Here is a 13,705-nt window from a genome sequence, read left to right as displayed (position 1 = left end):
TATCACTCCCCCATCACAAACTGTTCGCTGAAACGCACGTCGCCTTCGACGAGGTCGTGCATGTCGTTGATGTCGTGGCGCAGCAGCAGCGTGCGCTCCACGCCGACGCCGAACGCGAATCCGGTGTAGTCGTCCGGGTCGATGCCCGCCGAACGCAGCACGTTCGGGTTGACCATGCCGCAGCCGCCCCATTCGATCCAGCCCGGTCCGCCCTTCTTGTCGGGGAACCACAGGTCGATCTCGGCGCTCGGCTCGGTGAACGGGAAGTAGCTCGGGCGCAGTCGGCTCTTCGCCTCCGGCCCGAACATCGCGACGGCGAGCTTGTCGAGCACGCCCTTGAGGTCGGCCATCGTCAGGTCCTTGTCGACGGCGAGCGCCTCGACCTGGTGGAAGACCGGCGTGTGCGTCGCGTCGAGCTCGTCGGTGCGGAACACGCGTCCCGGGCAGGCGATGTACAGCGGGACGCCGTGGCCGATCAGGCCGCGGACCTGATCGGAGGAGGTCTGCGTGCGCAGGATCATGTTCGAGCCGACGAAGCCCGCGGCGTCCTTGGCCTGGCTGCCCTTGACATAGAAGGTGTCCTGCATCTGGCGCGCCGGATGGTCGGGGCCGAAGTTGAGCGCGTCGAAGTCGAACCATTCGGTCTCGACCTCCGGGCCGTCGGAGATCTGCCAGCCCATGCCGACGAAGAAGTCCTCGATGTCCTCCATGAGCTTGGGCAGCGGATGGCGCGCGCCGAGAGGCTTGCGACGCACCGGCAGCGTCATGTCGACCGTCTCGGACGCGAGTTCGGCGGCCTCCTCGGCGGCCTTGACCTCGGCCTCCTTCGTGCCGTACGCGCGTCCGAAGTCGGCGCGCAGCCTGCCCATGAGCTTGCCGGCCTCCTTCTTCTGGTCCTTGTCGAGCGAGCCGATCGCCTTGCTGGCGAGCGTCATCGCCGACTGCGCGCCGGCGTACTTGCCGCGGATGGCCTTGAGCTCCTCCATGCTGGAGGCTTGTTCGATTGCGGCGATGCCTTCGGCGACGGCTTGCTGCACCGCATCGGCATCGAATTGCGTGTTCCCTGCCACGAGTTACCTTTCATCAACAGGCGTCTTCTGGCGCGAAATCGCGTCATTCCAACGTTTTATCGACTTCACATTCTTTCAATACGACTCGACATAGCCAACGTCATCAACATGACCGCCGCGCTTGTGCCGAGGTTGAGCGACTCCGCCTTCCCGTAGATCGGAATCGAACAGACGACGTCGGCGCGCGACAGCAGCGCGTCGTCGAGTCCACGCGCCTCGTTGCCGAAGAGGACGGCCTTCGCCCCGTCCCATCCATCCCCCTGCCGCACGAGGTCGGGAAGGCTTACGGGCGGCATGCCCTCCGTCCCGTACACGTCGGCCGCGATGACGCCCGCCTTGCGGGCGTCGCACATTGCGAAGAACGCGTCCTCGTCCATGCGCATCACCGGCAGATGGAAGAGCGACCCGGTCGTCGCGCGGATGACCTTCGGATTGAACACGTCGACGCAGTCGCCGACGAGGACGACGGCATCGCATCCGGCGGCGTCGGCGCTGCGGATGACGGTGCCCGCGTTGCCGGGGTCGCGCACCTGCCAGAACGCGGCGATGAACGGACGCGGCGTCTCGGGGGGCGCCGACAGCCGTTCGCGGCACCGTTCGAGGTCGCCGACCGCGAACACGCCCTGCGCGTCCCGGCTCACATGGTCGATGACGTTACGGGTGGCTTTGTGCACATAGACGCCCTCGCCCATCGCGAGTCCCGCGAGAGACGCGACGGTCGCGTTCGCGAACGCCGCGTCGGGGGCGTCGCCGTTCGCGGCGACGTACAGGTCGCGCACGACGTCGGGCTGCCAAGTGAGCGCCTCGCGCACCGCCTGCGGCCCTTCGATGATGAACCGCCCGCTTCGCTCCCTGTGCTTACGGGATGCAAGCTCGACGAGCCTGCGCACGCGTTCGGACCTCGTGTTCGTGATTACATGGTTGTCGATCGGCATACCCGCCACCCTACCGCGATACCCCGTCCTGCCCGCAGCCGCCCGTAACACCCGTACGGCCTCGGGTCCGGTCGTCCCGCGGGACCCGCTACGGGCGGCATCGTCTTTTCTACCTTTTTATTTATCTTTTGACTCCTTGGATCTTTTTGATCTTTGCTTGATGCTTACGGGCGGCACCATGCCCGTCCCGTCCGTCCCCATGCCCCTCCTCCCCATGCCGCGCCGAAGCGGCCTGACCACCACGGGCAGCATGGGGCCCACGGGTTGGGGGCGCCGGCAACGGATGGGACATCGACGACGGCGTACTACCCGTAACGCATGACACCTCCCGTAACGCATGCATCGCCCCGAACGCTGTCAGCGGACTTACAGGAGACCCCCAGAAAACAGTCGGCAACGATTCTGCATCATCCCAGCGACCCTTCCGCCCGAGCTCAACTTGAGCCCTTACGCTGTCGGCATACGACATCCGTGGGCATACCAACCACAGACCAACGAATCATCGAAGGACGACCATGTTCATCATCACCAACGCGCTGAGGAACATCACCCGGAACAAGGGGCGCAGCGCGCTCATGATCATCATCGTCGCGATCGTCACCGCGGCGGCCACCATCGGTCTCGCCATCGTGCAGGCGGCGCAACGGGCGCGAACGGATGCGCTCGCGAACGCGACGATCTCGGCGCAGATCACGCTCGACCGCGGCGCCCTGATGGACGGCGCACGCGCGGACGACGCCGACGGCAAGCCGGATATGGACGCGATGCGCGAGGCCGTGGCCGGCAAGACGATGACGCTCGCCGATTACGAACAGTACGCCAAGGAGTCATACGGCGTCGCATCGTCGTATTACATCGAGACGGCGTCCGCCGCCGCCACGGACGACGGCATCGATGCGGTCGACTCGAACGGCGGTGTCATCAAGGAGAGGACGGATGCGGACCAGCCGGCCCAGTCGGACGGAACGAACGACGACGCACGAGCGGACGACGCCGCCGACGGACGGCAGGATCCGCCCCGGATGCCCGAAGGCGGCATGGGCGCCGACGGCGCGCAGATGACGGTCGGCGACTTCTCGCTCGTCGGGTTCTCCGGCGACGAAGCCATCGTGAACGCGCCCAACGGCGCCTTCACGATGGACGACGGCCAGGTCTTCGGCTACGACGCAGCCGACGACGGCGACGTCATCATCTCCGACACGCTCGCCGAGGCGAACGACGTCAAGGTCGGCGACTCGATCACGGTCGCGAACGTCGCCGACGAGGACACGACGTACACGCTCAAGGTCGTGGGCGTCTACGACAACACGAGCGACGCGTCGACGCCGATGGGCGGCCCGATGGCGTCCACGGCGAGCGACCCGGCGAACGCGATCTACACATCCGTCTCCACGCTTGACAAGCTCGGGCTCACCGCCGACAAGACGATTGACGTCACCGACGCACGCGGCAACACCCGTCAGACGCAGGCGGCGACGCTCAGCTACACCTATGTGTTCGACGGCAAATCCAAATACGACGAGTTCGTGCGCGACGTGAAGGCTGCGGGGCTCGGCGACGAATACACGGTCACCTCGCAGGACGTGCAGCAATACGAATCGAGTCTGCTGCCGATAGAGAACCTCGCGAAGTTCGCGAGGACGCTGCTCATCGTGGTGCTCGCGGTCGGCGCCGTGGTACTCGTCGTGCTGACGATATTCAACATCCGCGAACGCAAATACGAGATCGGCGTGCTCATGGCGATCGGCGTGAAGAAGACCAAGGTCGCGGCGCAGTACACGGTGGAGCTGCTCGTCGTGACGCTCATCGGACTCGCGGTGGGCGTGGGCGCCGGCGCGGCCGCATCGGTGCCGGTGTCGAACGCGCTGCTTTCCTCCCAGGTCGAGGCGCAGCATACGCAGCTCACCCAGCAGCGCGAACAGTTCGGCCGCGACATGCAGGCGGCCCCGGGGCAGCGTCCGGACGCCGACGGCGCCACGGGAGCCCCCTCGACCGGCGCGGATCCCGACAACGCCGCGGGCGCCGCTCCGGACAACGGGCAGCAGCCCGGAGGCATGCGCGACGGCTTCGGCAGGGCGTCCCAGACGATCGCGAAACTCAACGCGACCGTCGATTGGGCCACGCTCGGATGGATGCTCCTCATTGGACTCGGCCTGACGTTACTGGCGGCACTCGTGGCCGCGGTGTTCGTCATGCGCTACGAGCCGCTGCAGATCCTGGCCGACCGTTCGTGACCGCGCACGTTTGGCCCATGCCCGGCACGGTCCGGCTCGACGCCCGCACAAACGACATCGCCCGATCAGCCGGCGGCATCGGCCGGTGCTACCGGTAGCGCATCCGTCCTCCCGCCCTCGACGGGTAGCGCATCTCCAATTCCGCTACCGGTAGCACATCACCGCACGCCGCACACGCCGTGTGCGTTACCGGCGGCACGCAGCATCCGACCATCGGCGCATGCCCGATCATCACCGATCCCATCGATCCCATCGATCCCATCGATCCCACCCATCAACCTCTCAGATCTTTCCAAGGAGCACATCATGACGAAGCCATCAGCATCGCGAACTGCCGTGAACGACGACAATGCCACCCGTACGCCGATACTCGTCCTGGACGACGTGAGCTACGCCTACGCGAAGGGCGGCCGAAACGTCATCAGCCACATCAGCACATCGTTCCGCAGCGGTGAGGTGACGTCTATCGTCGGCCCGTCGGGAGCCGGCAAGACGACGCTGCTGTCTCTGATCAGCGGCCTGACCACTCCGACCGAGGGCGCCGTGCTCTTCGACGGCCGCGACCTGGCGACGATGGACCGCTACCGCTACCGCAGTCGCGACATCGGCGTCATCTTCCAGAGCTTCAACCTGCTGCCGCAGCTCACCGTGCTGGAGAACATCATGCTGACGATGGACGCTTCCGGTAAGCGTTTCGACCGCCCGAAGAAGGACATCGCGCTCGATCTGCTCAGACAGGTGCATCTTCCCGAACGATACGCGGGCGAGCGCATCCTGCACCTGTCCGGCGGAGAGCAGCAGCGCGTGGCGATCGCCCGTGCGCTGAGCGACGACCCGCGCGTCATCATCGCCGACGAGCCCACCGGTAATCTCGACGGGGCGACGCAGGCGGACATCATGAGGATCTTCACCGACCTGGCGCACAAGGACGGCCGCTGCGTCATCATCGTCACGCACAGCCCGCAGATCGCCGAGCAATCGGATACGGTGTTCAAGCTCGGGCCCCAACCGCGCTGACCCACTCGTCGAAGTGCGCCTGCTGCTACCGGTAGCGGCATGTCATCGCTACCGGTGGCAGCACCCATCCATTGCCGCTGCCGGTAAGCGATCCGCGCCTCCATCGCTTATCGGCAGCAAATCTGACGCCGCCGGTAGAGCCGTGACACAGCATGGATCGCCCGGCATGCCGACTTCATCGGATGGATCGCCCTCCCCGCCGACGGTTCAGTTGCCCATGAACGAGAACGTCCCGGCGAACGCCGCGCACACCAGCGCGATCGTCGGCAGCGCCGCGCATCCGATAAGGAACCACCAGTCGCGTGCATGCACCTCGCTCACGCGCGCATGGCTGCGCGGCGCGGCGCCACCGAAACCGCGCGCCTGCATCGCCGTCGCGAGCGTCGTCGATCTGCGGATGGACAGCACGAGCAGCGCGAACGCCTGCGGGAAGAACGCCGCGAACTTGTTGTCGTCGCCGAGGCCGCGCGAACGCCTCGACGCCGTGAGCGCCGTCCAATCATCCTGAAGCACCGAGAACAGCCGCATCCCCGCCAATCCGCCGTAGACGAAACGGTCGGGCAGATGGAGCAGCTCGCTGAACCCGTCGGCCAGATCGGTCGCGTCGATGCCGAGCACGGCGATGATCGCCGGAATGCCGATCGCGAGGATGCGCAACGCCGTGGCGAGCGCCAGCTGCGCGGAACGATCGGTGACGGCGATCCATCCCCATTGCCACCAGACGTCGCCTCCCTGCTTGCCATACAGCAGCACGGCGAGCGCCGAGCCCGGCGCGCCGATGAAGATCGGCCACGTCGAGCGGATCACACGCCACGGCGTGAAGCCGATGACCATCAGCACGAGGAATTCCGCGGCGAGCGCGACCGTCGCCGAGACCCAATCGAGGCTGAGCAGCAGCGGCAGCGACGCCAGGAACGCGCCACCGAGCCGGAACACCGGGTTGAGCGACGCCAGATATGGCGACCGGCTCGCCGGCCTGATGCGATCATGTCGTTCATTGACCGCGCTCACCCGCACGACCTGCTCGCCGTGCATCGCCGCATCGGCCGAAGTCGTCGTCCCGTCGTTACGGGCAGCATGAGCTCCCGGACGGCCTTCCGTCGATGTCGGCGTCTCCGTCTGCGCCACCCGCGAATCCGTCGTCTTCCGGTTACGGGCGACATCCTCCATGCCGCTACCGGTAGCATCGTCCGGCGCGACGCCGACGGCGCTTCCCGTAACGAGACCGGCGCCGCCGACAGCGTCGTCGATGCCGCCTGTAACGCGACTGCCTCTAGCATCGTTGCCCGCGGCGTCATCATTCGCGGTGCGACTGCCCGTAGCAACGCTACCGGTAGCGCCGTCCGGCGCGGGGACGCCGACGACGAGTTCGACGACGCGCGCGCCGAGCGCGGTCACCAGTTCGCGGTCGTGCGTCACGACGACGATGCTCACGCCGTCGCCGCGCAGCCCCAGGATGAGCCGCACGATCTGCATCCAGGTGCGCCGGTCCTGCCCGAAGGTCGGCTCGTCGAGGATGAGCACCTTCGGCGCGGCGGCGAGCGCGGCGGCCACGGTGAGCCGCCGTTTCTCGCCGCCCGAGAGCGTGTACGGGTTCACGTCCGCGTATCGCGCGAGATGGAACCGCCCGAGAAGCTCCCGTGCGCGCTTCCGCGCCGTCTCCTCGTCGACGCCGGTGCGCCGCGGACCGAGCATGACCTCGTCGAGGACGCTCGAGCATGCGAACTGGTGCTCCGGATTCTGGAACACGTACGAGATGCGCGACGCGAGCTCCGTCGAGCTCCAGTTGATCGGCCACGCGCCGTGCGCCCCCTCGGCGAGCGCCGAACCGGCCACGACGCGTCCGGCGAGCGGCTCGAGCAGTCCGGCGAGCGTGAGTGACAGCGTCGATTTGCCGGCGCCGTTCGCGCCCACGAGCGCCGTGATCTGCCCGGGGCGGAACGACACGCCGATGTGTTCGGCGATGGCGTCGCCGTTCCTGCCGATGCCGAGGTCGTCGGTGCCCAGCACGACGTCGTCGCGGCCGCTCGCGGGATCGCATCCGGGCTCGCCGTCGACGTGCATCCGCGTGATCTCGTCTCCATGCCGCCGGTAGCGTTGCGGCACCCAGATGCCGAGTTTGGCGAAGTCGATCGTGTCGTCGCCGAAGACCTCGTCCGGCGTGCCGTCGGCGATGACGACCGTGTTGCGGAAGCCGTCGCGCGCGATCTCGTCGTCGTATCCCTCCTGGTTGACGGCGCGTCCGTCGTCGTCCCTCTCGAGTCCGAGCACGACGACGCGGTCGATGAGTTCGATCCAGCGGTCCGCGCGATGTTCGACGAGCACCATCGTGCATCCGGTACGCTCGAGCACGTCCCGGACGGCGCCGACGATCTGCACGACGCCGTCGGGATCGAGGTTCGCCGTCGGCTCGTCGAGCAGCAGCACCTTCGGTTCCATCGCGAGCGCGCCGGCGAGTGCGAGGCGCTGCATCTGCCCCCCCGACAGATGCATGACGGAGCGGTCGAGCTGCAGTCCTCCGAGTCCGACTGCGTTCAGCGACGCGTCGACACGCTCCCATATCTCTTTGCGTGGCACGTCGAGGTTCTCCGGACCGAACGCCACGTTGTCGCCGATGCGCTGGAAGATCGCCTGCGCGTCCGGATCCTGGAGCACGAGTCCGACGGCGCCGCGCGCGCGGTGCACTTCGACGCCATCGATGTCGATGACGCCTTCGGTGACGCCGCCGTCCGCGTCCATGACGGGCTCGTCGCCGTCGTGTTCGGCGAGCGTGGCCGCGTCCTCGTCGCCGAGCAGTCCCGCAGCTCCTTCGAGGATCGTCGATTTGCCGATTCCCGACGCCCCGAGCAGCAGCACATGCTCGCCCGCATCGATCGTCAGGTCGAGGCCGCGCACGGCAAATCGTTCGCGTGACGCGTGGCGGTATCCCCATTTGCGCATGCGCAGCGTACCGCCGCGGCGCGCTTCGTGTTCCTCTCCGTTCGCGCGATCGGCCACACGCGTCGCCGACGTGGTCGTGTGTTCGTTTGTCTGAGGCACTCGAATCGTTTCCTTTGCTTGAACTCGTTGCGCATGCGCCGCCGACCTGCGCCGGCAGGTGCCGCCCCTAACGTTACCGGCGGCACCCGTCGGCGAACCGCCCGTCACTTCCACCGCTACCGGTAGCGTTCTTGTTACAGGCAGCGCCACTGTTACGGGCAGCGTTCTCATTACCGGTAGCGTTCCGTTACGAGCAGTCCTATCGTTATGGGCAGTACCTCCGTTATGGGCAGCGCCACCGCTACCGGTAGCGTTCTCACTACGGGCAGCGCTTCCGCTATGGGTAGCGTTCCGTTACGGGCAGCACCACTGCTACGGGCGCCACCCTCCGATGTGCCACCCGTAGGATCTGCGGAAAGGCGACGTGCACCTTCCGCATCGCACCGCCACATCCGCATCGCGTCATGCATCGTTCGCTTCCGTGGTCTTACGGGCGACATCCCCCGATGCACTGCCCGTAAGCGTCGACCACAGTCGAAAACGACGTGTCCCATGGCGCTACCCGTACGCGTCGGCGGTCCCCTCCGATGTACCACCCGTAGCGACGGATGCAGATGACGGCTGCGACTCGCGGCCCTGTACGGCGAATCCGACAGCGGCGACGATCGTCGAACACTGCCACCCGTAGCGATGAATTCGCCGATGCCGACGACTGCCCGTAGCACGACGGCTGCCAGTAACGGCGAAGATCGCTACCCGTTTCTCCTGAGTACACTGACCTCCGCCACCGCGACCGTCGTCCCGCGACGCCCGCGTCCGCTACCTGCCGAGCGTCACCTTCTTCGCGCGGCGGATCCGGCGTCCCGATTCGAAATCGTCGAGGGCACCCGTCTTCGCGATCGCGATGTAGAGGTACCACATCGCGACGCCGGCAATCAGCGCACCGGAGACGACGGTCGCCAGCAGATAGACGACGCCGTACGTCTTTCCAACATCGATCGCCTGCAGGTTCGTGAAGAATGAGTACGCCCAGCAGCCGACGCCGCTCAACGCGCCCGAAAGCACCGTCGTGCCAAGATTCCATTTGCGGTACAGGAAGACCGCGAAGGCGATTTCGGCGCCCAGACCCTGGGCGAAGGCGATGAGGAAGGTGCTGACGCCGCCCCACATGTTGCCCATGAGCGCCTCAAGCACGCCGGCGACGAGCTCCGCGTAGAGCGCCGCGCCCGGCTTGCGCACGATGATCGCCGCCAGAGGGCCGGCGAACAGCCACAGTCCGTTGATGACGCCGGCGAGCCCCGGCACGACGGCCTCGAGGAACCCCCACGGGGCCGCGGAGAAGAAGGCGACCAGCCAGTAGATCAGCGCGGACGCGACGCCTATGACGGAAGCCACGGCGATGTCGACGACCCGCCATTTCATATTCGGTTTCGCTTCGATGACGGAAGCAGACATAACTTGTGCCTTTCTTGTCTCGCCATGACGATGGTCGTCATGGATGTTCAGGCACGGGAGATCTACGACGTCCGTGCGCCGGCATTGTCCGGATTCACGTTCAATCGGTCGAGGTTCACCCTCTCTCAGCCGCCGCCCGCGCGATACGCATCGCGCGGGCGGCAGCCCCCGTGTCGCCTAAGAGTCTATTGCGACCCGGCGACCTCGGGCCGCCTCGACGCGTCGCCGCGCGCGACGTCGTCCGCATGGCGGCCTCGGGCTGCGGCGACTATAGTCATGCTCAGTATCGTATGATCTTATGGGCGGCATGGCGTGCAGCCGCATGCCGCGCCCGAGGGAAGGCCGATATGCAGTTCATCATCGTGGACAACGACCCGCGCGCCGCGGACAGCGTAGCGGGATTCATCAGGTCCGCCTATCCGCAGGCGATCATCCATCAGCTGCGCGGCACCGAGCAGAACATCATCGAGGAATGCGACGTCGCGGACCTTGTCGTGATGGACATGCAACTGTTCGACGCATCGGGCCCCGAACTGTGCACGAAGCTGCGCCGGGTCAACGGCCGCACCCCCGTGCTCGGCATGACCTGCTTCCCGAAGTCCTACTACGATGAGCGGTTCAGGCAGGCGGGCGGCCAGGGGCTTGTGCACAAGGAGGATCTCGGCACGCTGCTGACGATGATCGACCTGTTGCTGCACGGCGGCGCGGAGCCGGGATACCTGCCACCGGACGCGGCGCGGCGTGCCGTGCTCGCTCGCGACGTCCGACCTGGCCCGGCGTCCGACGACGACATGCCGGACGCGCTGACGCCGGCCGAACGCAACGTATACCGTCTTATGGGCGAATACGGCAACGATCCGAAGCAGATAGCCGCGCAGCTCGACGTCAAGCCGTCGACGGTGCGCACCCACATCCGCGCGATACGCCGCAAACTCGACCTGCCGACGACGAAGGACCTCATGCGCCTGCTGCTGCGCCGCCGCAACCGGTAGCGTCCGCGTACCGCCCGTAAGGCTGCGCATTCGGGAATCAACGATGCTTGAACAGTCTGAAGAGCTGCGACTGCCGCACCGTGACGCCGGCGGCTACGGCCGCGACGACCGCTGCGGCCGCCGTCGCCAACGGCGCCTTGCACGCGGCCTGCACGACCGTCTGCGCATCGGACGGCGCCGTCCGCACGCAATAGGCGCATATCAGCGCGCAGGAGCTCACGGCGCCCAACGCCGACCAGACGAGCGCCTCCGTCCCTATGCCCAACAGCTGCGCTCCTTTGGACTGTCCCGAATGCAGCGCGCCGGCATATTCCAGACGTCTGCGCTGCACGGCATAGACGCCGATCGCCACGCCGCACAACGCGGCGAGCACCGGCACCCATCGGGTGGCGCGCGCGACATACGTCCTGTACGGGTCGTATTGCGCGTCGAATCCCTTGTTCACGCCGATGACTGCCGCCTGCATGCTGCGGCCGTCGGCGATCAGCGTGGAGTACATCAGGTCACTCGCCTCCTGCGAATGCGGCCATTGCCTCACCCAGCATTCGTTGAACCGCTCCCCCGAAGCCTGCCGCGGAATCAGGAACGTGTACGAGAACCGGGTGTCGCGTCCGTCATTGGGCCACGCATACACCTGTGCGACATTGATGGCGCCCTGGCTGGTCTGTACACGGCTCCCCGCGCTCAGGCCGAAGTCACGTGCCACGTCTTCGGGAATCCACACGCCGGAGGTATCCACCTTCGTGATGTGCGCATCATTGGATGCGATGAGCTCGAGCATGCCCGGACTGACTTCGAACGACTGCAGCGCCTTGCCCGGCGTGGACAGCAACGCGATCTCCGCGCCGGCATCCACGGCGCCCGCATGCATGCCAGCGCTTGCGGTACTCTCCGGCAGCCCATCGCATGCCACGCCGTCCACACCGCCGTCCGTGGCGATCATGTCGGCGTCGGCCAGCGCATTCACGCGCGTCTGCGCCTCCTGCTGCATCGTGATGATGTCGTATGCCTCATAGCCGCCGAACAATACGCCGCACAGCAGCACGGCGAGGCACAGGACGACGGCGTGCGCCGTACCGGAGCCGATGTTGCGCATGGCTTCGGAGAACACCGAACGGATCTTCATGACTGCTGCACCTCCTCGTCTTCCCGTGGCGCATAGTGCGCCAGATCGATGATGCGCCCGCATGCGTCCCGCGTATCGGGGTCATGTGTGGCCACGAGCACGATCATGCCCTGTCCGGCCAGATTGCCGAGCACATGACTCACCGAGTGCGCGGTGCGCGTGTCCAATTGGGCGGTGGGCTCGTCCACAAGCAGCATGTCCGGATGCGAGCACACGGCCCGTGCGAGCATGAGCCGCTGCGCCTCGCCGCCGGACAGGTCACTGAACCGCCTGTCGGCGGCGTATTCAAGATCGAACATCCCCATGGCTTCCAACGCCTGCGGTTCGGCCTGTCGGCGGGTCATCCCCTTGGCGAGCAACGGGAACACCGCATGGTCCAGCGCGCTGCGGTTGGCCACGCCATACGGGTTCTGGAACACCCAACCGGTGCGCGTGATTTCCTCACGTCTGACCGAGCCGGCGTACGGCTTCTCCCACCCGGCCAGAATGGACAGCAACGTGGATTTGCCGCAGCCGGACGGCCCGCATATGGCCACGGTACTGCCAGGTTGCACAGTGAAGCTCAGATGTTCGAACAACAGATCGGTGCCGGCGAAACGATGCGCCAAATCCTCCACAACCAACTGCATGATCACTCGCAATGCAACGTGTTGAGCTGCGGCCCGATCACTACGGTCTTGATCTGGTCGACGTTCCCGTTGACCGGCTGCACGAGGCTCGCGCCGAGCTCGCTGCTGATGATCTGCACAGGCATTGCGGAGACGTCATCGGAGTTGCGCACGGCGATGCACGCGGCCGTGCCATCGACGTCGAACACCGCGGCCGCCGGCACACGTAATACCTGGATGGTGTTGGCGAACGTCACCTGGGCGTCTATGCCCGCCGCACGTTCCTCCGGCGTCTTGCTGGCGTAGGCTTCCGTCTGCGCGATCTGCCGCAGTGTCTCGGCGTCGGTGATCTCCACGCTGCCTGCCGGCAACGCCGAGGTCACGCCGCACACGGTGATGCTGCGTTCCTGATCCGACGGCCGGCCGCCACGGATCGTGAGCTTCGTCAACGTGCCGGGAACCGTGCCGATCGCGGTCGCCGCGCTGACCGTGGCGCCCTGCTGTGCGCTCCAGTCGCGCACATTGACCACGTCTGCGGGAATCCACATCGTATCGGCGAGGCTCAACTCCTCGGTGCCGGCGTTGCCCGAGTCGATCATCAGCTGTCTCCAACCGTTGCCGGTATTCCAATTGAACACATCCGAACCGGGCACCGAATCGTATCCCAACCTGCCCAGTTCGTCATTGAGCGAGCGCACGTCCTCGCCCTTGTCGCCGGTCTTGAGATCCCGGAACAGCGGCGTGTCCGTATGCAGCGCCACGACCACTCTGTCGTTGACCTGGTAGACGCGCGTGCCCGAGCGAATCTCATCATCCGTCCAGTTTTCCGTCACGATGCCGGACGCATTGCCGAGCAGTTCCTTGTCCGCGGAGATGGTGGGCACCACGTTGACCTGTTGCGCGCCGGAGTAGTCCTGTACGCTGGCACCCGCCGACGTCAGCGTCCTCGCGGCGCCCAATGTGGCCGGAGCCCTGTCCGGAAGCCATAACGCGCATGCGCATACGGTCAGTGCGGCCACGGTGATCGCCGTGAGCAGCACCCATGTCCACGCCGCTACGCCACGTCTGACGTCACGCTGCTTACGTTGCGTCAATCCCTTGTGTGCCATTGCCTTCCTCCCCTCGGATCGACTGCTTCGCTGCGTATATCTCCGGACAGTAGTACAGAAAATCGTTGAGCAATGCAACCGACCTGCGCGTTTTGCGCATATGAATCATCGGCGTGTCGCATATGCGCGAAACGCGCAGGTCGGTTGACGACGCTCGATTCCGGGTGTCATGCTGTATGC

At 66.2% G+C, this 13,705-nt stretch carries 10 protein-coding genes and 1 riboswitch; of the genes, 3 read left to right on the top strand and 7 right to left on the bottom strand.

The features are described from left to right. Window positions 1-2: 2 nt before the first annotated feature. The gene (pheS, locus tag B1400_RS04305; protein ID WP_095613214.1) at window positions 3-1,070 is read right to left on the bottom strand and encodes a phenylalanine--tRNA ligase subunit alpha; all 1,068 of its coding nucleotides are present in this window, start codon (window positions 1,068-1,070) and stop codon (window positions 3-5) included. 65 nt (window positions 1,071-1,135) lie between these two features. Continuing rightward, complete coding sequence (locus B1400_RS04300; protein WP_095613213.1) at window positions 1,136-2,005, bottom strand: TrmH family RNA methyltransferase; 870 nt, start codon at window positions 2,003-2,005, stop codon at window positions 1,136-1,138. A 515-nt stretch (window positions 2,006-2,520) separates the two neighbouring features. On the opposite strand from B1400_RS04300, the gene B1400_RS04295 reads away from it, so the two are divergent. Beyond that, entirely contained in the window at window positions 2,521-4,239 is a 1,719-nt protein-coding gene (locus tag B1400_RS04295) for an FtsX-like permease family protein (RefSeq protein WP_095613212.1), read from the top strand. A gap of 306 nt (window positions 4,240-4,545) precedes the next feature. Further along, the gene (locus B1400_RS04290; protein ID WP_095613211.1) at window positions 4,546-5,256 is read left to right on the top strand and encodes an ABC transporter ATP-binding protein; all 711 of its coding nucleotides are present in this window, start codon (window positions 4,546-4,548) and stop codon (window positions 5,254-5,256) included. A 207-nt stretch (window positions 5,257-5,463) separates the two neighbouring features. On the opposite strand, the gene B1400_RS09935 is transcribed toward B1400_RS04290, so the two are convergent. After that, complete coding sequence (locus B1400_RS09935; protein WP_235607327.1) at window positions 5,464-8,196, bottom strand: ATP-binding cassette domain-containing protein; 2,733 nt, start codon at window positions 8,194-8,196, stop codon at window positions 5,464-5,466. Between the two features lie 858 nt (window positions 8,197-9,054). Continuing rightward, the gene (locus tag B1400_RS04275) at window positions 9,055-9,690 is read right to left on the bottom strand and encodes an ECF transporter S component (RefSeq protein WP_095613210.1); all 636 of its coding nucleotides are present in this window, start codon (window positions 9,688-9,690) and stop codon (window positions 9,055-9,057) included. Between the two features lie 52 nt (window positions 9,691-9,742). After that, window positions 9,743-9,872: riboswitch (TPP riboswitch) on the bottom strand. 165 nt (window positions 9,873-10,037) lie between these two features. On the opposite strand from B1400_RS04275, the gene B1400_RS04270 reads away from it, so the two are divergent. Then, window positions 10,038-10,682 carry a response regulator transcription factor gene (locus tag B1400_RS04270; protein ID WP_162288171.1) on the top strand — a complete coding sequence of 215 codons (645 nt, stop codon included), beginning with the start codon at window positions 10,038-10,040 and terminating at the stop codon, window positions 10,680-10,682. Between the two features lie 37 nt (window positions 10,683-10,719). On the opposite strand, the gene B1400_RS04265 is transcribed toward B1400_RS04270, so the two are convergent. Genes B1400_RS04265 through B1400_RS04250 form a run of 3 tightly spaced genes read right to left on the bottom strand, consistent with a single transcriptional unit; the run spans window position 10,720 to window position 13,525 of the window. Further along, a complete protein-coding gene (locus B1400_RS04265) occupies window positions 10,720-11,808 on the bottom strand; it encodes a hypothetical protein (protein WP_095613208.1) in 1,089 nt (362 codons plus the stop codon). Further along, complete coding sequence (locus B1400_RS04260) at window positions 11,805-12,437, bottom strand: ATP-binding cassette domain-containing protein (RefSeq protein WP_095613207.1); 633 nt, start codon at window positions 12,435-12,437, stop codon at window positions 11,805-11,807. The genes B1400_RS04265 and B1400_RS04260 overlap by 4 nt, the downstream gene beginning before the upstream one ends. Before the next feature lie 2 nt (window positions 12,438-12,439). Continuing rightward, window positions 12,440-13,525, bottom strand: a complete 1,086-nt coding sequence (locus tag B1400_RS04250; protein ID WP_235607321.1) for a hypothetical protein — start codon at window positions 13,523-13,525, stop codon at window positions 12,440-12,442. Window positions 13,526-13,705: the final 180 nt, after the last annotated feature.

The organism is Bifidobacterium italicum (genome assembly GCF_002286915.1).
GTDB lineage: Bacteria > Actinomycetota > Actinomycetes > Actinomycetales > Bifidobacteriaceae > Bifidobacterium > Bifidobacterium italicum.
Note: the sequence above shows the minus strand (reverse complement) of the source record. Positions and strands in the feature narration are given on the sequence as shown.